Source organism: Actinomadura sp. NPDC023710, assembly GCF_040639875.1.
GTDB classification, from domain to species: domain Bacteria; phylum Actinomycetota; class Actinomycetes; order Streptosporangiales; family Streptosporangiaceae; genus Spirillospora; species Spirillospora citrea.
Map to the genome: position 1 here is coordinate 31,137 of NZ_JBFAGB010000035.1, position 18,833 is coordinate 49,969.

Consider the following 18,833-nt stretch of genomic DNA (forward strand, 5'->3'; position numbering starts at 1 on the left):
TCAGCGGGCCTCCCTGAGCGGGCGCATGCCGGCGTCGGGGCTCGCGAGGAGCCTGTCCAGCTGCGGCTTGTACCACTGGTAGGCGTTCCGCACCGACTGCTGCCGCTTGATGATCTCGTCGATGTTGGAGGGGTCCATGACGAGGCCCGGCGTCTTGAACCAGCCGTCCGGCAGCCTGCCGTCGTCCTCCCGCACCGCCGTGATCAGCATCGCGGTCGCGACGTAGCCCTTGAGGTAGTGCTCGGGGTCGACGCCGGCGAAGTTGGTGCCCTTCTTGACGTACTCCAGGGTCTTCGGGTCGACGTCGAAGCCGGCGGTGAGGTACGTGCCCTTCTTCTGCTCCTTGAGGCGGCCGAGATTGTAGCTGTCGGCGTCGCCCACGCCGAGGAACGCCAGCGCGGACGGGTTCGCGTTCACCTGCGACTGCCAGGCGCCGAAGTTCTGCGCCGGGTCACTGTAGGTCTGGAACGGGCCGAGGACGCGGATGCCGGGCGCCAGCTTCGCCAACGTCTCCCTGATCCCCCTGGCGCGGCTGTCGAGGACGGGCGTCCCCGGGTTCGGCACCCCGACGACCACGGTGCCCTTGGCGTCCTTGCCGAGCTTCCTCACCGTCGCCTCGGCGAGCAGCCCGCCGAGCTCGTAGTTGTCGTTGCCGACGTAGAAGCCGACCTTGCTGCCGTCGGTCGGCGCGGTGTCGAGCGCGACGATCGGGATGCCCTTGTCGACGGCCTGGGCGGCGGGCCTGGTGAAGATGGGCGGGTCGAGGTTCTCCAGGACGATCCCGTCCGGGTGGGTGACGGTGAGGTTCTGGAAAAGCTGCTGCTCGGCGGGCCCGTCGGTGTTGGGCGGGCCGACGACCTTGAAGTCGATGTTCCCGGCCTGCCTGGACGCCTCCGTCGCGCCCTCGTACATCTCCCGGGCGAAGTTGAGGCTGTAGTTGGCGACGGCGATGCCCATCCTGAGCCGCCCGCCCTTGCCGGAGCCGCCGCCGTCACCGCAGGACGCGGTGGAGAGGGCGGCGCCGAGCACGAGCGCGAGGGCCGCCGCGACGGGCCCGCGGGGACGCGGGATCATGGGTTCCTCCCTGATGAGCGCAGGTCACGGACGCGGCGCAGCAGCGGCGCGGCGCCGACGGCGACGAGGATCACGCCGCCGGTCGCGAAGGTCGTCCAGTTGATGGGGACCTCGAAGAACACCAGCGCCGCGGTGACGACGCCGAGGATGAGGGTTCCGGCCGCGGCGCCGAGGACGGAGCCGGTCCCGCCCTTCAGCGGGGTGCCGCCGATGATGGCCGCCGCGATGGCCGTGAGCTCGTAGCCCTGTCCGATGGTGGGGTCCCCGGCGATGAAGAACGCCAGGGCGAGGACGGCCGCGATGCCCGCCATGAGGCCCGACAGGGCCAGCGCGGCGATGCGGGTCCGGGTGACGGGCAACCCGCCGAACTCGGCCGCCTCGGGGTTGGAGCCGATCGCCCGCACCCGCGCGCCGAACCGCGTCCGGGTGAACACGACGGTCAGGGCCACGACGGCGAGCGCGAACACCCACACCGCGTTCGGGACGCCGAGCGACCCGCCGCCCAGCACGGTGAAGAACGCGTGGTCCTGCGGGAGGTCGGTGATCTGCCTGCCCTCGGCCAGCGCCAGCCCCACGCCGCGCAGCAGCATCGACGTGGCGAGCGTGACGATGAACGAGGGCAGCCGCAGATACGTGGTGACGGCGCCGTTCAGGGCTCCGACGAACGCCGACAGCGCGAGCACCGCGAGCACCGCGGCCCACGGGTTCCAGCCGTCCCGGATGAGCAGGGCGCCGACGACGACGCCCATCGCGTACATCCCCCCGACCGACAGGTCGACCTCCCGCATCGCCAGCGCGAACACCATGCCGCAGGCCATCAGCCCGACGTAGACGGAGTTGTGCGCGGTCGTCAGCAGGTTGCCGGTGCGCAGGAAGTCCGGCTGGAGCAGTCCGACGCCGAGCACCAGCAGGATGAGCACGCCGACGACGCCGGCCTCGTCGGGGATCGGCCGGCGGCCCCTGGGGCGCCGCGCCCGGAACGCGTCCCGGTCGTTCTCCGAGGCCGGCTCGGCCGCCGGCTTTCGTACGGACATACGGCGAGCATGTGACCCGCGCCACGCCATCACAAGGGAGCCGTTTCACCCAGTGAAAACGGTGCCTTGCCCGGCGGGCGGGGGTGGCGCACGCTGCGGTCCATGAGCGAGACGCCGTCAAGCGACGGACCACAGCGGGTCGTGCTCGTGACCGGCGCGGCGGGCGGGCTCGGGCGGGAGTTCGCGATCGCCCTGGCCGCGCGCGGGCACCGGGTCGCGGGCCTCGACCTCGCCGACCTGTCGGGCACCGCGGACGCGATCGGCGACCGGTTCCACCCCGTGCGGGCGGACGTGACCGACCCCGACGAGGTCGAGGCCGCCGTGGAGGAGACCGCCGCCCGCTTCGGCGGCCTGCACATCGTCGTGAACAACGCCGGGATCTACCCGCCGCTGGAGTTCGAGGAGACGACGCTGGAGGACTGGCGCCGGGTCATGCGCGTCAACCTCGACGGCCCGTTCCTGGTGTCGCGGGCGGCGCTGCCCCATATGAAGGCGGCCGGCTGGGGGCGGATCGTGAACATCGCCTCCGCGGTGGTGTTCCTCGGGCCGCCCGACCTGGTCGCGTACACCACGTCCAAGGCCGGGCTCGTCGGCTTCACCCGGGCCCTGGCGAGCGCGGTCGGCTCCCACGGGGTGACGGTGAACGCGATCGCGCCGGGCCTCACCCGAACCGGGACGGCGGCGCGGACGACGGGCGCCGACGGCGGGTTCGAGCGCGTCCGCGACCTGCAGGTCGTGCGGGCCGTCGAGGAGCCCCGCGACCTGCTGTCCACCCTGCTGTACGTGTGCGACGAGGGCAGCGGCTTCCTCACCGGCCAGACGATCAATGTCGACGGTGGCTCCGCCATGCACTGAGCCGCCGAACACCGTGCCGCCGAACACCGTGCCGCCACGGCACTGAGCCCGCGACCAAGGGAAGGGCACCGCATGAGGCCGATCGACGCGCTGCTGGAGATCGCCCGCGACGAGGGCGTGACGCGGATCTTCGGCAACCCCGGCACGACCGAGCTCCCCCTGATGGACGCGCTGGTGGGGGCCCCCGACCTGCGGTACGTGCTGGGGCTGCAGGAGGGGTCCGTGGTGGCGATGGCCGACGGCTACGCGCGGGCGGCCCGCCGCACGTCGATGGTCAGCCTGCACGTCGCCGCGGGCGTCGCGAACGGGCTGATCGGAATGCTGAACGCGCTGCGCTCCCGCACCCCGATGGTGATCGTGGCGGGCCAGCAGGACCGGCGCCACCTCCTCCAGGACCCGATGCTGTCGGGCGACCTGGTCGGGCTCGCGTCCGCGGCGACCAAGCAGGCGGTGGAGGTGCAGCACGCCCGCGATCTCCCGCTCGTGCTCCGCCGCGCCTTCGCCCTCGCGGCGCGGCCCCCGGCGGGGCCCGTGCTCGTGTCGGTTCCCATGGACCTGCTGGAGGAGGACGCCGACGTCGCGGTGCCGGCCCGCTCCCCCGTGACCGGCCCGGGCGCGGCCGAGGCGGGCGACGCGGCGGCGCTGCTCGCCCGCGCCGGGCGCCCGGCGATCATCGCGGGCGATGGGGTGGGACGGGCGGGCGCGGTGGCCGAGCTGGTCGTGGTGGCCGAGCGACTCGGCGCGGCCGTCCACCACCAGCCGATGAACGACGGCATCGACTTCCCCACCGGCCATCCGCTCTACGCCGGAATGCTGGCGCCCCGCAACGCGGCCGTCCGCGAGACGCTCGCCGGGTACGACGCGGTCCTGATCGTCGGTTGCCGCGCGTTCATGCCGCACCACTACACCCCCGGCCCGGCCGTCCCCGACGGGCTCGCCATCGTGCAGGTGGACGAGGACCCCGCGGAGCTCGGCCGGAACTTCGCCGTCCGGCACGGCCTGACGGGCGATCTGGCCGGGACGCTCCGGGGACTCGCGGGCCGTCTCGACGGGCTCGTCCCGTCCGCGCGGGAGCGCGCCGAGCGGCTCGGAGCCCGGCACGCGCAGGCGAGGCAGGAGGCGGAGGATGCCGCGCGCACGGAGTACGGCGCGTCCCCGATGGACCCGCGCGCCGCCGCCCACGCCGTCGCGGCCGGGCTCCCCGAGGGCGCGGTCGTGGTCGAGGAGGCGATCACCGTCGGGCTGAGGCTGCGCGCCGTACTGCGCCAGGACCTCCCCGGCTCCTACGTGCACACGGTCGGCGGCGGCCTCGGCTGGGGCGTCGGCGCGGCGGTCGGCACACGGATGGCGGACCCGGACCGCCCCGTGGTGGCGGTGCTCGGCGACGGATGCGCGATGTTCGGCCTGCAGGGGCTCTGGAGCGCCTCCCGGTACGAGGTCCCCGTGACGTTCGTGGTCATGAACAACGGCGAGTACCGCACCCTCAAGGACACCCTGGACCAGAGCGGCGGCGCCTCGGCCGAGCACGGCCGCTACGTCGGCATGGACCTCGCCCCGCCCGCGCTCGACTGGCAGAGCGCCGCGCGGCTGTTCGGCATCGAGGCGGTGCGGGCCGGCTCGGCGGACGAGCTGCGCGAGGCGGTCGCCTCCGTCAAGGACCTGGCCGCGCCGCTGCTGATCGAGGCGCCCGTCACGGGGCACGGGGCGGACCGGTGACCCGGGTCGCCGCGCGCTTCCCCGCCCTTGCCGCCGGGACCGATCACGGACACCATCGGGGCATGGACGTGCGGGCCACGGGCGAGGAGCCGCCCCGATCGGTGCTGGCGCGCGGGCTCAGCCTGCTGGACGCCTTCGGCTCCGCCGACACCGAGCTGAACCTGACCGAGCTGGCGGCCCGCACCGGGCTGCCGAAGCCGACGGCGCACCGGCTGCTGGGCGAGCTGGTGCGGTGGGGCGGGGTCGAGCGCACCGAGTCCGGCTACCGGCTCAGCATGCGGCTGTTCGTCCTCGGGCAGCGGGCGCCCCGCCCGCGGGGGCTCCGCGAGGCCGCGCTCCCCTACCTGGAGGACCTGTACGAGGCGACCCACGAGAACATCCACCTGGCCGTCCTGGACGGGACGGACACCCTCTTCCTGGAGAAGGTGACCGGGCGCCGGTCGATGCCGATCGTGTCCCGGGTGGGCGGACGGCTTCCCGCGTACTGCACCGCGACGGGGAAGCTGTTCCTCGCGCTCGGGCCTCCCGGGCGGCTGGAGCAGGCGCTCTCGGCCGGGCTCGTCCACTACACCCCGCACACGATCGTCATGCCGGGGCTCCTGCAGCGGGAACTGGCCCGCACCGCCGACCGCGGCTACGCCGTCAACCGGGAGGAGTCCGAGGCCGGGGTCTCCGCCGTGGCGGCGCCCATCCTCGACCACCGGCGACGGGTGATCGCCGCGATCTCCATCACCGGCAACGTGTGCCGGCTGGACCTGGACCGGCTCGCCCCGGCCGTGCGGACCGCGGCGCGGGCGCTGTCGCGGGAGCTGGCGCGCGAGAGCACGGGCGAGCTGAAAATGGGGATTCCCCGGTGATCTTTCGATACCGGGGAATCCCCGTTTTCCATGCACCGGCAGCCCTGCGCCGGGTCTGGAAGAGGTCCGGCGAACCGGGCGCGGGCGGGCTCACATTCGCACTGTGAGCCGTTTCACGAATGGTCCGCCGGCCTCATGTCATGAGCCGAAAGGCTGGGGCATGCCCTTCTTCCCGGCGCCGTGGCCCCAGGACAGGACCTCCCACTTGACGCCGTTCAGGTGGCCCTCGCCGGAGCCGGCGTTGTACTTGCTTTCCGGCTTCTTGCCGTCCAGCAGGTACCGGAAGGTGTAGGTGTCGAGGTCGAGCATGACGCCCCGGTGGGACGGCTCGCCCGGCCCGCGGTCCCCGACGAAGCCGGTGATGCTGCGGCCCTTGTAGGTGACCTTGACCTTGGTGTGCATGGGCCAGCTCGGGCTGGCGAACAGGCCCTTCTGCATCGGCTTGCCGCCGGCGGGGGCGCCGGTGTCGCCGTTCACTCCGGACCCGTCGTCCCAGAAGTAGGACGCCTTCGTCTTGCCGCTGAGCAGGGCCTTCGGGCCCTTCTTCGCGGGCTTGGCGTCCTTCTTGGGCTCGGCCTTCGAATCGGCGTTGGAGTCCGCCTTGGCCTTCGCGGGGGCCTTCGGCGCGGTGAACTTGCCGAGCGCGCCGTTGTCGGTGAGCCGGTCGGGGGACTTGTGCTCCTGCGCGGCCACGGCCTGCTGCGGGAGGAACTGCTTCTTGGGAGCGGAGTCATCGCTCGCGGCGGCGACACCGGCCACCATCATGCCCGCGAGGGCGGTGCCGGTGACGCCGGTCAGGATGACGTTGATCGCTCGCTGCTGCATGGAGATCCTTCGTTCGGGGTACAGGGCTGCCGTTCCGCACGGAAGGACACGCAGGTCACGCGCCAGTTTCCGGGCAGGGGTGAACGGCTCCGAGACTCGAGACTCGGGAGATGCCGCCGCGAGGGAGACCCACTTTGGAACGATCCACGGGCATGGTGGACCGCGCCCGCGCTCGATCGCGCACGACCGGTCTCGGACGTGCGTGGTGACACGGGCTTGGGTAAAGCGGGAAGGATGCCGACCGGGGGCTCACGGGCCCAGCACGGTGCGCGGCCGCTGCATGGTACGGCTGCGTTCGGCGAAAGGGATCCCGCCTGGCGGGCGGGAAGCGGCGGTTATGCGATTGGCCAGGTCAACGGTTCTTTGACCCTGACCTGGGGATGACTATATACGGCATTACCGTGCTTTCGCCAAACGGGGGATTTCTTTACCTTTGGGAAGGTAGATCTTTTAAGCCCGGACTGGACCGGAGCGCCTTTCCCATAGGGCCTGAGGGCCGGTCACCGGGTGCCGAGCCCACCCCAAGAAAGATCTTTACTCCGATGGCCCCGGCTCCGCCGCGCCCCCTCCGCCTCGCTCTGCCGCGGGCACGGGGAACAGCTCGGGGGCGCATGGGCGCTGAAGATGGGTGGCCGCACACGCACACCCTGGACCCGTCACAGCGTATGCGCGACCGCAGGAAGCAGTCGGACCCACATGATCGGACCGCGCGGCGCGGCCGCATACCCGCACGGCCGTGAGCTGCGCGGGGGAACGTTCTCGTCAGCCGTCAGTGCGTCGGGTAGACCGAGGGCACGAGCGGCGTCGGGCCGGTACCGCCGGTGAAGACGGTGGGACTCGGCTGCGGCGGAATGTAGGGCGACTCCGCGTAGGGGCCCTCCGCGTACGGCGACTCCGCGTACGGAGCCTCCGCGTACGGGGGTTGCCCGTAAGCGGGCGCACCGTAGGCGGGCTCCGCATAGGCAGGCTCCGCGTAGGGCAGGCCGGCCACGATGGGGCCCTGGGCCGCCGGGACGGCCTGGGCCACGGGCGGCGGGACGGGCGGCGGCACATGCGAGCCGTCCGCCCGGCGCTGCTCCGCCGCCGCGCCGCGACGCTCGGCCAGCACGGCCATGAGGGCGCGGGCCGTCTCGGCGTCCATCTTCAGCAGGACGCTCGGCATCCCGGCCTGGTCGACGAACGGGGATACCGAGGGCGTAGTCGGCAACTGCGGAAGTGCCGCCCGCATCTCCTCGCGGAGATCCTGGGCCAGCCGCAGCGCCTGTCGGTCACTGTCGTTCAAGTGTGCGGTCATCGCGATCTCCGGGGAGTTCACGTGCGGGGGTCCGGGGCAATCCTGCTAGGGATGGCGTGCAGGTGCAAGAGCTGATGCACGTGCATTTCAAGAAAAATCCTGCCGTAACCCCCACGTCGGTCGATCGTTCTCGATCACGCCACGACACGCTCGCAGGGCGTCTGCAACGGCTTGACCAGCACGGATCCGAACGGTCGGCCCGCTCTTCCGGCCCGATGGCCGCCGACGACCTGCACGGTGCGTGCATCCCCGACCACGCAGACGGAAGCCGGATTCCGGCGAAGATCCACGCTCGGTCCGGCCCGGGTGGAACGCGGAGTACCGGACCGACACGTTCGCGAGGTAGCGCCAGGTCACCATCCCCGCCGCACGGACGGACCAGCCGCCCCGCGGCGGGAGATCTCGATCACACCCTCCACCCGCCGGCCCGCCAGTGTGGTCCACAGCATGGCGCCGAACGCGCGGGCGTCCATCAGGCGGCATTCTGGACGGATGACAGAGACCCTGAGCGTCCGGGCCCTCAACCGGGCCACGCTGGCACGGCAGATGCTGCTCGCACGGGAGCCGATTCAGGTAACCGAGGCGGTGGAACGGCTGTGCGGGATGCAGGCCCAGGAGCCCAAGCCGCCGTTCCTGGGGCTGTGGACGCGCCTCGAAGAGTTCCAGGCATCCGATCTGCACTCCGCCTTGCACGATCGATCGCTGGTGCGCGCCACCATGATGCGCGCCACGCTGCACCTGGTGACGAGTGCGGACTACAAGGCGTTCCGTGCGGCGATGCAGCCGATGCTGGACGGCGGGCTTCGAGTGCTGGGCGACCGCGCCAAGGGGCTCGATCTGGAGAAGGTCGTCCCCGCCGCACGCTCTCTCTTGGCGAGAGAACCTCTCACGTTCAATGAGGTACGCGCGCTGCTCCAGCAGCAGTTCCCAGACGTCAACGACCGTGCCCTCGGCTATGCCGTCCGGCTGTGCGTGCCTCTGGTCATGGTGCCCACCGAGGACAGGTGGGGCTTCCCGCGCTCGTCGCGCTTCGCGCTGGCAGACTCCTGGCTGGATTCGGGGCCGGACGCTGAGAACGCCATCGACGAGCTGATGCTCCGCTACCTCGCCGCCTACGGGCCGGCGTCCGCCGCGGACGCGCAGACGTGGTCCGGACTGTCTTCGACCGGCGAGGCTCTGGAACGCCTTCGCCCAGGTCTGCGCACCTTTACCGACGACAAGGGCCGGGATCTGTTCGACCTGCCGGACGCGCCGCGCCCCGGCGAGGACGCCCCGGCCCCCGCACGATTCCTGCCCGAGTTCGACAGCCTCGTCCTCGCGCACGCCGACCGCAGGCGCGTCATCGCCGACGACCACCGCCCCATGCTCACGACCAAGAACCTGCGCGTCCGCGCCGTCTTCCTATGGGACGGGTTCGCGCGCGGCATCTGGGAGACGGAGTACAAGCGCAAGGTCGCGACGCTCCGGATGCGCCCGTTCGAGGTTCTCCCCCGGACCGCCATCGAGGAACTGAGGGCCGAGGGCGAAGCCATGCTGCGCTTCTTGGAGCCGGACGCAAAGGAAGCGGTCGTCACCGTCGAGGAGTAGCGAGACCACCTCCGGCCTCGCGTGCGACGGCCCCCGGAACGATGACCGGGGGCTGTCGGGATGACTGCCGCTAGCCGGCGCCGTCCTGCCCGCGCATCTCCTCGACCACGACGCTCTGGTACGCGCGGGAGGTGTCCGGGACGTAGCTCAGCCGCGCCAGCGCCTTGCCGTCGTGGTCCCTGATCTCGAAGTGGTAGCCCTCGCCGGTCTCGCCCACGTGCGCCGCGGCCTGGTCGTGCCTGAGCCGGCACATGGTGTCGACCTTCTCCAGTGCGACCTTCAGGCTCCCCGCGTCGCTGATGAGCCGCGCGGGCTCACTCGTCTCCCAGATCTCGAACATCAGTGTCCTGTCGGCGGTCGGTCGGAAGGAACGGGCGGGGCATTCCAGACGTCTGGGATAGCTTGCGCCTATCTCGTGGATCTTTCAATCAACGAAGATATCGGATTGATCACTATTCGAAGTTGTCCACGCTCATACTGTCATGTCCGCATGTGACGGCGGTCCACCGTTCGTCGTCCGAGTCCGGTTCGGCGTGGTCGCCGCCCCCAAGGACCGAACATGATTCGGACGAGCACGCCCATTCCGCGACCGAAGCGAACCGACGCAGCCTTTGCACCTTCCGGCCGGACAGCGGCGAGCCTCGTCACCGCCGGATGGGAGGATCGTCCCCCCGGGTGACGTCGGACGGCAGGAGTGGCGGTGCGGAAGACCTGGCGGGGCGGCCGGACGTTCGAAGCCTCGGTCGCCCACACCACGGACGAGGCGGTGCGATCGCTCGCCCGCGGCGACCGCACCCTGTTCCGGCGGCTCGTGGGCGAACTGACCGACCGTCCCGGCACTCCCGGCTGGTCGGTCGCCGCCGACCGCTGCCTCGCCGACCGGCTGCGGCGCGGGATCACTTCCGCCTGGCAGCGCGGCTGGCAACCGGCCGACCTGGTGCGCTTCACCACCCGCCGGCACACGACCCGCCACGCTCGCCTCGCCACCGACGCGATCGCCGACGAGATGCGCACCTACTCCCCCGGCACCGTCGACGATCGCTGGCACGAACAGCTGGCCGCCCTCCAGGCCGATGTGTGGTGGCCGGATGACGGCTCTCACCCGTCCCACTGGTGCCGCCGGGAAGAAGTCGCACGCGCGACCTACGTGACCTGCGCCGTCGAACTCATCCACCTCCTGGAAACCCTCGCGAGGCTCCCTCCCATCACCCCACCTCCTGGTACCGGTAAGCCCAGGACGGGCACCCCCCGCGGGAACGGTCATGGCCCGGGCACGTTCAACGCAGGGAACCCCAGCGCCGATACGGACGAGGACTCCGCGGGGACGCCTCGCCCCGACAGGGAAACGTCCGGTTCGGGGAGGGCCCGTAATGGGTCACCTGGGAAGGCCAGGGGCGGCGACAGGCGGGCGGAGGCCGATCAGCGGATTCTGGGACGGGTCCGTGCGCTTCTGGCCAAGGCCGAGTCGACCGAGTTCCCCGAGGAGGCGGAGGCGCTCAGCACGCGCGCCCAGGAATTGATGGCGCGGCACAGCATCGACCACGCGCTGCTCGCCGCGGAGACAGGCGACATGAGAGGCCCTGACGGGCGGCGCATCGCGGTGGACAGTCCTTACGACGCACCCAAGGCCGTCCTGTTGACGGTGGTGGCCGAGGCCAATCACTGCCGCGCGATCTGGCATCGGGAGCTGGGGTTCTCCACCGTCCTCGGGTTCCCGGCCGACCTGGCCGCAGTGGAGATCCTGTTCACGTCCCTGCTGGTGCAGGCGACGTCCGCCATGGTGCACGCGGGGCCAAGGCGCGACGCGCGCGGACGGTCACGAACGCGTTCGTTCCGCCACGCGTTCCTCAGCGCCTACGCCGTCCGCATCGGGGAGCGGCTGCGAGGAGCGGCGGACAGGGCGGCCGCGGGCGCCGGCGGGAAGGATCTGCTTCCCGTGCTGGCGGCGCGCGACCAGGCCGTCGATCAGGCCGTCGACACGATGTTCCCCGGCCTCGCCAAAGGGCGGGCGGGTTCGGTCTCCAACTATGAGGGCTGGGTGGCCGGGCGGGCGGCCGCCGACGTCGCCAGCCTGAACGGGCGCTCCGAGGTCACCGGGGCGTTCCGCGGTCCGTAGCGCACGGGGTCCCCCCGGGGGGCGAGGGGGACGTCCGGCCATGTGCTCGCTTCTTCCTAGTCTCGCTGTGCTCGGGAGCGGGTCAGTCCTTCTTGCGCCGGGTGTTGCCGCCCCGGCCGCGCAGCGGCACTCCCGCCTCCTTCAGGACGTTGTAGATGAACCCGTACGACCGGCCGGTCTCGGCGGCCAGATCGCGGATGCTCTCGCCGGCGGCGTACCGCGGAGCGAGTTCGGCGGCGAGCCTGGTGCGTTCGGCACCGGTGACGCGGGTGCCCCTCGACATTGTTCGAGCCACGGGGACCTCCTGATTTGAAGGCTGGGCGGCGGGGCCCGTCCCCGCAGCTCACAGCAGTGTTGATCTCCCCAACGTACACATTCCCCCCGATTGCGCCGTCGATGCCGCGCGAATCACCGCGAATTCGGCCGAAGCTGGTCTTTTCCATGGCGAACGGCGTGTCGGAGCTAGACAGACGTGTCTGTCACCGCCACCTCTCGGCCGATCCGCCGGATCACCCGCTCCGGCCGCCCCAGGACCGGAACCCCGCCTCCCCCACGAGCCCGACCGGCTCCACCGGACACCCCGCCCCGAACGGCCACCGGCCTCACAGCCGCCCCAGACGATCGGGTTATCCACAGAACCGCGTTCTCCTGCCCCTCGACCGGACCGCCGCGCATGCTGGGCGCGTCCCGACAGCCGAGGAGGAGTCCCATGGCCACGATCACATTCCCGGTCCCGTCCACCACCACCTCACGGTTCGCCGTGGCCGCCACCAACATCCCGGAGGGCCCCGCCGCCCTTCTCAGAACCGTGGACGGCCCCTACCTCGCCCACATCGCCGGACGCCTGGGCACACGCCAGCTCCAGGTCGCCCGCGAAGACCTCACCTGCCTTCGCTGGGACCCAGGGCAGATCACGGCCGCCCGACCGGAGGACCGGCAGCTCGCACGCGCCTTCAACGAGGCCGAGCAGTTCGCCGTCGTCACCGCGTTCGCCCCGGTCACCGACCAGCCGCGAGCGGTCCAGGTGGCCCGCGCCGCCGCGTACGCCCTCGCCGAGGCCACCGGAGGGATAGCCGCCGACCTGGTCACGGGCCACGTCCTGACCCCGTCCACCCGGGAGAGGACGCGCTTCGTCCTGGCCGACCGATGGCTGGGCGACGTCCTGCCGCCGTTCCGCGCCAACGGCCGCTGCACCGCCGCCGACCCGGGTGTCGATCCGGAAGGCGTCAACGGCTGTGCCTGCCTCCGGCTGCGCACCCGCGGCCTGCGCCGCTTCGGCCTGCCCGAACTCCAGATCACCGAGGTCGCCTGCCCGCACGACCTCACCGCCCTCAACGTCCTGCGCACCACCGCCCGCCGCCTCCTGACCGACCACTGGTCCTGGCTGGCCACCGGCCCGGCCGTCAGCGACCGCACGATCCCCGACGCCCTCGACCTGACCCAGAACGACTTCAACGACTTCTGGGGCACCACCCGCCGAGTCCCCCTCACACCGCCGTCGCCCTTCCAAGTCCAGCTCTCCCCGCTGACCGCCCGCCTCATCGCCGTAGGCCCGCCCGCCCACTTCGAAGGCACGATCAATCACTGGCTCTGGGGCGACACCCTCCCGTTGGGCCTGCACGACACCCAAGACGCCCCCGCATCCCACCCCCTCCCCACCGCCGCCTAGCACCGCGCCCCCAAGCCCAAGCACCGCAGCGGCCCGACGGCCGTCCCGCCCGCCTCCAACAAGCCACCGCCCACTCGGCCCCGCCTCGGCCACCGCCTCGGCCACCGCCTCGGCCACCGAGAAAGGACCACGGCTCCCGACCAGGATCCGCCTCATCGACACGACGACTGGCAGCCCTGCAACGCCCACGCCGCGCCTCAGAACCTCCCGGCCGTCCCGCTCCAGGGCGGCCGGGACCACTGGCAACGCGCCGCCGCGAAGGCCCAGGCTCCACAACAGAGATCGACCTCGCCGAGACCCACCAGGTCATGGCCCGGTCGCCACCGCCTGGTACCGGCTCAAGGCCACTGTGTCGTCACCGACTCCAGAGAGACTCTGACCAACTCCCGACCAACTCCCGCATACGGCGCGGCGGGCGGAGGACGCCACGGTGGCGACGCGGCCCGATCGGACTGTGGGAGGGCCTCGGCGTGCTGCGCTCCAGCGGCCGGGCGGGCTGACCCGGCACGCTGCTGGCGCGTTCAGCGCCGCGATCATCGCGGTAGAGAGGATCGATCAAAGAGCGGCACCAAGTCGATCCCGACAAGCCTGACCTTGCCACCGGTTCAGCGCCTGGCGGGCGGGCGAATTCACGACCGGCGTCGATGATGAGGCCGAGGGCGTTCGGCCCGGCGGCCGGGTCGCCGACCGGGAGCTTGTCGGCCTTGTCGGCCAGCGCCGCCACGTACTCGGCGTCGTGCACCAGGTGCCGCCCGGAGGTCATTCAGCTCTGCCCCTGGCGCAGGAAGGCACCCCACGCCCCCGCCGACACAGCGTCGGCGATCCGCGCGCCCGGCAGCACGATCAGCGCGTTGTTCTCGATCTTCGGCTGGATCGGCGGCCACTCGCCTTCCTGGTCAGGTTGGCAGGGTTGAACACCCGGGAGCGTCGGGGCGAGGGCCGCAGTGACAGCGAGTGACAGTTTTGGGGCCGTGCCGTCACCCGAGCATGCCACTACGGAGGGCTCCTCAAGAAGTCCGATCATGTGCTGATCATGCAGGTGTCGTTGCTTGTGGAGGTCTTATCACCGGCCCGCTCATCGCGCACCCCTTTGAATGCGCGGGAATTCAGCACTCTGGCGGCCCAACGGGCAGCCGGAGGGGCAGGCAGCGATATTTAGGATGATCCGGAAAATGCCCTACATCTCAGTCGCGGATGCGGCGGCATCGGCTTCACCTGATCATCTGAGCGGACTGTGGGTAAAGTTCAACGCTCCGTAGCCAAAGTGGCTACGATCGGCATTCACACGGTGACCGACGCGATCCCCCGGGGCGAAGATGAACCGTTTCCTGGCACATCCCAGACTCGCCGTCGCCTTCGGCGAATGGCTCCGCTGCACCTGCGGCTTCCTGGGCTGTACCGCCATGGCCGGCGCCATCAGCATCGGTGCGGCGGCTCCGTCCGACGCCGCCGCCGGAACCGAGCCGGAACCGCACAGGCCCGTCCCCCCTGTCTGTCGCCACGCCGCCGGCGACCGGTACACCGCACATAAATGCAAGGAGGCATGGGTGGCGATGTACGAGAGGTCTCGGAGACGTTCGGGGCACGGAGGAGATTTTCCCCGCTGGGGCCACCGGTACGACCGCAAACCCAAGAAGGAACACAATGCGCCATCGCCGCGCCCGCGCGAGGACCCGGCGCCCAATGCCGGCCCGCCAGGCCGTCCGAGAAGTGCATCCCCTTCTCCCAGCCCCTCCCAGCGCACTTCCAAGCCCTCCCAGAGCACTTCCAAGCGCACCTCCGCGCCCGCCGCCCCTGTACAAGCACGCGAACAGGCCGACGAGGTCGATTCACGTCCTTCCTCACTGCAGCCGGTCCTGCTCCTCGGCCTACTGCTCCCCGCCGCAGCGGCGATGTGCTATCCGTTCCGGCATCGCATCTACACCGCCGCCATCGCCGGCCTGTCCCCCGGTCCAGCACCCAACGCCCAGGACCCTCAGCCCGCGCACTTCACCTACCGCCCCATGCTCAACCCGTTCGCCACACCGGCCGCAGGCCTCAAGGGCCCGGGCGCCACGTCCACCGCGCGGGTACTGGCACTGACCGCGCTCGACGCGCACGGTGACGACTCGCTGGTCGTCGTCCCACGGCCCGACGCCATCACCCTCTTCGGTCTGGCCGAGGACGAACTTCTCGACGACGACACGGCCGGGCTCTTCATCCCGGGGAACCTCGACGCGGCCCTCGCCTACCTGGAGACGGAGCTCGCCATCCGGGAGAAGAGCGGCGTCTCGCAGGGGCGTCGTCTCCTTCTGGTGGCCGACTGCGCCCAGGAGGCCGAACGGATCGCGGCGCTTCTCACACACCACCCGGACGCCGTGTTCGCGATCCTGCTCGGTCACTGGACGGGCGACCAGGCCACGATCGACGACGAGGGCCTGGTCGAGGCGTCTCCCGCCGTGGCGTCCAACTTTCCTTCCCACCTTCCGGCGATGTCCCGTACGGAAGCCCGTGACCGACTGATGAAGGTCCTGGACCGGCACAAGGACGCCCGGAAGCCACCGAGCCGCCGCCGCTCGACCTCCCGACGCGGTTAGACGACACCCGCGCCGCACGTCAACGCCCTGATGCTGAGATCTCCCCGGGCGAACGCACCGAGCGGCGACTCCAGGCCTTCCCAGGTCGTCATTGCTTCTCGTGCAGCCCGTCAGGGCGTGCTCTCGCGGGACCTCGCGGGCGGGCCGGCCGCGCTAGGGGGTCAGGCTTTCTTGCCTCGCTCGATCGGCCCTGATCGTTGTGAGGCTTCTCAGCGCTCGCCCCAAAGGGGCGGTGTTCGGGGGCTCGTCGGCGTCGCGGTCCAGAAAGGCAGAGCACCGCAGGATCCAGGCGCGGACCACGTCTTCGGCGCGGGTCTCGGACCGGCGCGTTCGAGCGAGGACCATGGTCCGTTGTTCCTCCCCCACCTGACGGGTCAGGTGCTCGTCCGAGCTCAGTGCCTGGACGTCGGAGAGTGCGTAGCGGCCGAGCCTGTCCGTTTCCAGGCCGCGTTCGCTCGCGATCCGGTCGAAGGTCTTGCGGGGCCAGCCGAGGATGGTCGCCGCTCCGCCGGCGTCGACGGTGTCGGTGAGCGGGCCCTTCCTGGCGGTGACCACTCGGCGCACGGAGTCGGGATCGAGCCGGTCCAGGTCGTGAAGCAGGTAGACGGGAAATCCGCGGAAGGTACTGATGACGTCGAGGTCGCCTCGGGTCACCAGGACCTCGACGTCCCCGCGCTCGACGTCGAGGCCCACCCGGGACGCCAGCCGGGCGGCGGCCCTCGCCGAGCCGATCGGGGGCTCGTCGCCGAACCGGGCGACGATCTCCTCGCGGCGGCCGACGGCCCCCTCGGCGAGGGCGGCGGACCACCGGTCCCCCTCAAGGTCGGGTTTCGGGAGCAGCCCGTGTTCCAGGCCGAGGCGCAGCTGCCAACGAGCGAGACCGAGAAGGATGGCGAGCTGGTTGGCACCGTGATCGGCGCGCGTCGTCTCAGGCATGGCCGGGCCTTTCTTGTCGCGTTGACTTGGACGTGACCAGCCTCATGGATGGATGCCACCCCAACGGCTAGAACGCGGTTCTGTGGATAAAGGCGGCCGGGCGTCTGCATGGAAGGCTGAAGGCATGGATGCGATTAGTCGGCTCGGAGTCGGTCTTGCCGCGCTGGGGCGGCCGGCCTACATCAATGTGGGAAGCGCCGGGGAACTGCCGGCGGGGCGGAGCGTGGAGGCGATGCGCGAGGCGACCTGGAGCGTCCTCGACGCTGCCTACGCGGCAGGCGTTCGATGGGTGGACGCTGCGCGCTCCTACGGCAGAGCAGAAGAGTTCCTTGGCGGCTGGCTGGCGGCCCGCGCCCCCGAAGGGATCCGCGTGTCGAGCAAGTGGGGCTACGCCTACGTCGGCGAGTGGAGGGCCGACGCGGAGGTGCACGAGGTCAAGGAGCACAGTCTTGGCCGGTTTCAGACCCAGTACGAAGAGACGCGAAGCCTGCTGGGCGGGCACCTGGCCGTATATCAGGTGCATTCGCTCACGGAGGAGAGTCCGCTGTTCCGGGATGTTCCCCTACAGGAGGCTCTGGCCCAGCTGACCGCTGAGGGTGTTCGCGTGGGGTTCTCGACGTCCGGTCCACGGCAGGCAGACACGATCAGGCGGGCCATGGGATTGGAGGTGGCCGGTCAGAGGCTGTTCAGCACGGTCCAATCGACGTGGAACATCCTGGAGCCCTCTGCCGGGGAAGCGCTGCGCGAGGCCGATGACGCCGGTCTGCATGTGCTGCTCAAGGAAGTGCTGGCGAACGGCAGGCTTGCCGTGCGGCCACCCCTGGAGGTGGAGAACCTCGCCTCCGAGCATGACGTGGGGCCCGACGCCGTGGCTCTGGCGGCGGCACTCAGCAACCCTTGGGCCGGCACCGTCCTCATCGGCGCGGTGAGCACGGCCCAGTTGCAGACCAACCTCGCGGCGGCGGATGTGCTCCTGGATGAGGGCGACCTGGAGGAGCTGGCGAGGCCGGCCGTCCCAGCGGAACGCTACTGGGCCGAACGGAGCGCGCTCTCCTGGACGTGAGCGGTCGGACGAACCCGCGTCCCGTGGCACGATTTGAGCACGCCCCACCATGATCGGATAGCCGTGTCCCTGCAGCCCGAACCTCCCCAGATGATCGGCCCGTACCGCGTGGTCGCCCGGCTCGGTTCCGGTGGCATGGGCGAGGTGTTCCTCGGGGCGTCACCCAGCAGGCGGCTGGTCGCCGTGAAGGTCATCCGGCCGGAACTGCTGGACGATCCCAGGTGGCGGGAACGGTTCCGCCGCGAGGTCACCTCGGCGCGCTCCGTGAGCGGCTTCTACACGGCGCCCGTCGTCGACGCCGATCCGGATGCGGCGCAGCCGTGGCTGGCGACGCAGTACATCCGCGGGGTGAGTCTCTCCGAGGTGGTCCGGGAGAGAGGGCCGCTCCAGGAGCAGACGGCCTGCCGGCTGGGAGCCGGTTTGGCGGAGGCGCTGATCGCCATCCATGGGGCGGGGATCGTCCACCGCGACCTGAAGCCGTCCAACGTCCTGCTCGCCTCGGACGGGCCGCGGGTCATCGACTTCGGCATCGCCCGGCTCCTGGACGCGCTGCCGCTCTCGCGTACGGAGATTCTGGGGACGCCCGCGTACATGTCGCCTGAACAGGCCCTCGGCGATCCCGTCCATCCGGAGAGCGACGTGTTCTCCCTCGGCTCGACGCTCGTCTTCGCGGCGACCGGTGCGGCGCCGTTCGGTGGCGGGCACAAGGTTCGCGGACGGATCGTCTACGGCGAACCCGACCTCACCCTCCTGCCGGCTCCCATGCTGGGGCTCGTCACGCGCTGCCTCACGAAGGACCCGGGGGAGCGTCCGACCCCCGAGCAGATCCTCGTCGCCCTGAGCACGCTGCTGGACGCGCACTACGGCGAGGAGTGGCCGCCCCTGGACGTCGAGCAGTTGATCGACGTCCAGGAACGGACACTGGTCGAGTTGACGGCGGAGCAGCCGACCTTGCGTGTGCCGAAGGAGTAAGGCGTGCACAGGGCCGTATGACCGGTCGGCCATGGCGGCAGGGGGCCTGAGATTCTTCTCACTTTCACCGGCTTCACCGGCACGGCGCCGAGCCGCCTCCGTCGCATCCTCTCCCATTGCACGAGATCATGAGAACGCCACGCCGGCCGACCGGCCGGTGAACGACCGGCGAGGAGGGCGAAATCTGGTCGATCGCTGCTGACCGTCCAGCTTTCTGCCCAGGCCAGCCGGACCAGGCGTTCCTGACCGACTCGTCCCG

17 protein-coding genes are annotated in these 18,833 nt (G+C 71.0%); 9 read left to right on the forward strand and 8 right to left on the reverse strand.

What is annotated here, in order from left to right; all coding sequences use genetic code 11:
- Together AB0H37_RS32970 and AB0H37_RS32975 are read right to left on the reverse strand one after the other, a co-directional pair.
- Complete coding sequence (locus AB0H37_RS32970; protein WP_360616764.1) at window positions 1–1,074, reverse strand: sugar ABC transporter substrate-binding protein; 1,074 nt, start codon at window positions 1,072–1,074, stop codon at window positions 1–3.
- Entirely contained in the window at window positions 1,071–2,108 is a 1,038-nt protein-coding gene (locus tag AB0H37_RS32975) for an ABC transporter permease (RefSeq protein WP_360616765.1), read from the reverse strand. Before AB0H37_RS32975 ends, AB0H37_RS32970 begins: the two co-directional genes overlap by 4 nt.
- A 102-nt stretch (window positions 2,109–2,210) precedes the next feature.
- On the opposite strand from AB0H37_RS32975, the gene AB0H37_RS32980 reads away from it, so the two are divergent.
- From AB0H37_RS32980 to AB0H37_RS32990, 3 genes are all read left to right on the forward strand, one after another.
- Window positions 2,211–2,963: an SDR family NAD(P)-dependent oxidoreductase gene (locus tag AB0H37_RS32980; RefSeq protein WP_179834393.1), complete on the forward strand. Its 753-nt coding sequence runs from the start codon at window positions 2,211–2,213 to the stop codon at window positions 2,961–2,963.
- Window positions 2,964–3,035: 72 nt separating this feature from the next.
- Window positions 3,036–4,679, forward strand: a complete 1,644-nt coding sequence (locus AB0H37_RS32985; RefSeq protein WP_360616766.1) for a thiamine pyrophosphate-binding protein — start codon at window positions 3,036–3,038, stop codon at window positions 4,677–4,679.
- 62 nt (window positions 4,680–4,741) lie between these two features.
- Complete coding sequence (locus AB0H37_RS32990) at window positions 4,742–5,536, forward strand: IclR family transcriptional regulator (protein ID WP_360616767.1); 795 nt, start codon at window positions 4,742–4,744, stop codon at window positions 5,534–5,536.
- A 138-nt stretch (window positions 5,537–5,674) separates the two neighbouring features.
- Here the strand turns inward: AB0H37_RS32990 and AB0H37_RS32995 are convergent, their stop codons facing one another.
- On the reverse strand, window positions 5,675–6,361 hold the full coding sequence (locus AB0H37_RS32995) for a hypothetical protein (RefSeq protein WP_360616768.1): 687 nt from the start codon (window positions 6,359–6,361) through the stop codon (window positions 5,675–5,677).
- Between the two features lie 769 nt (window positions 6,362–7,130).
- Window positions 7,131–7,655 (reverse strand): hypothetical protein, encoded by a 525-nt coding sequence (locus AB0H37_RS33000; protein WP_179834389.1) that lies wholly within the window; start codon window positions 7,653–7,655, stop codon window positions 7,131–7,133.
- A gap of 492 nt (window positions 7,656–8,147) precedes the next feature.
- Here AB0H37_RS33000 and AB0H37_RS33005 point away from each other — a divergent pair, with 492 nt between their 5' ends.
- Window positions 8,148–9,242 (forward strand): winged helix DNA-binding domain-containing protein, encoded by a 1,095-nt coding sequence (locus AB0H37_RS33005; protein WP_360616769.1) that lies wholly within the window; start codon window positions 8,148–8,150, stop codon window positions 9,240–9,242.
- A 70-nt stretch (window positions 9,243–9,312) separates the two neighbouring features.
- Here the strand turns inward: AB0H37_RS33005 and AB0H37_RS33010 are convergent, their stop codons facing one another.
- On the reverse strand, window positions 9,313–9,582 hold the full coding sequence (locus tag AB0H37_RS33010; protein ID WP_179834387.1) for a hypothetical protein: 270 nt from the start codon (window positions 9,580–9,582) through the stop codon (window positions 9,313–9,315).
- 360 nt (window positions 9,583–9,942) lie between these two features.
- Here AB0H37_RS33010 and AB0H37_RS33015 point away from each other — a divergent pair, with 360 nt between their 5' ends.
- Window positions 9,943–11,358, forward strand: a complete 1,416-nt coding sequence (locus tag AB0H37_RS33015; protein ID WP_360616770.1) for a DUF2786 domain-containing protein — start codon at window positions 9,943–9,945, stop codon at window positions 11,356–11,358.
- Window positions 11,359–11,440: 82 nt separating this feature from the next.
- On the opposite strand, the gene AB0H37_RS33020 is transcribed toward AB0H37_RS33015, so the two are convergent.
- Window positions 11,441–11,653, reverse strand: a complete 213-nt coding sequence (locus AB0H37_RS33020) for a helix-turn-helix domain-containing protein (protein ID WP_179834386.1) — start codon at window positions 11,651–11,653, stop codon at window positions 11,441–11,443.
- 414 nt (window positions 11,654–12,067) lie between these two features.
- On the opposite strand from AB0H37_RS33020, the gene AB0H37_RS33025 reads away from it, so the two are divergent.
- Window positions 12,068–13,027 carry a hypothetical protein gene (locus AB0H37_RS33025; RefSeq protein WP_360616771.1) on the forward strand — a complete coding sequence of 320 codons (960 nt, stop codon included), beginning with the start codon at window positions 12,068–12,070 and terminating at the stop codon, window positions 13,025–13,027.
- A 763-nt stretch (window positions 13,028–13,790) separates the two neighbouring features.
- On the opposite strand, the gene AB0H37_RS33030 is transcribed toward AB0H37_RS33025, so the two are convergent.
- Window positions 13,791–14,051: a hypothetical protein gene (locus AB0H37_RS33030; protein WP_360616772.1), complete on the reverse strand. Its 261-nt coding sequence runs from the start codon at window positions 14,049–14,051 to the stop codon at window positions 13,791–13,793.
- Between the two features lie 868 nt (window positions 14,052–14,919).
- Between AB0H37_RS33030 and AB0H37_RS33035 the strand changes: the two genes are divergently transcribed.
- Window positions 14,920–15,603: a hypothetical protein gene (locus AB0H37_RS33035; RefSeq protein WP_360616773.1), complete on the forward strand. Its 684-nt coding sequence runs from the start codon at window positions 14,920–14,922 to the stop codon at window positions 15,601–15,603.
- Between the two features lie 153 nt (window positions 15,604–15,756).
- Here AB0H37_RS33035 and AB0H37_RS33040 read toward each other — a convergent pair whose 3' ends face one another.
- Window positions 15,757–16,539 (reverse strand): hypothetical protein, encoded by a 783-nt coding sequence (locus AB0H37_RS33040; protein ID WP_360616774.1) that lies wholly within the window; start codon window positions 16,537–16,539, stop codon window positions 15,757–15,759.
- 124 nt (window positions 16,540–16,663) lie between these two features.
- Between AB0H37_RS33040 and AB0H37_RS33045 the strand changes: the two genes are divergently transcribed.
- Both AB0H37_RS33045 and AB0H37_RS33050 read left to right on the forward strand, forming a co-directional pair.
- A complete protein-coding gene (locus AB0H37_RS33045; RefSeq protein ID WP_360616775.1) occupies window positions 16,664–17,602 on the forward strand; it encodes an aldo/keto reductase in 939 nt (312 codons plus the stop codon).
- A 63-nt stretch (window positions 17,603–17,665) separates the two neighbouring features.
- On the forward strand, window positions 17,666–18,574 hold the full coding sequence (locus AB0H37_RS33050) for a serine/threonine-protein kinase (protein WP_229810695.1): 909 nt from the start codon (window positions 17,666–17,668) through the stop codon (window positions 18,572–18,574).
- Window positions 18,575–18,833 lie beyond the last annotated feature (259 nt).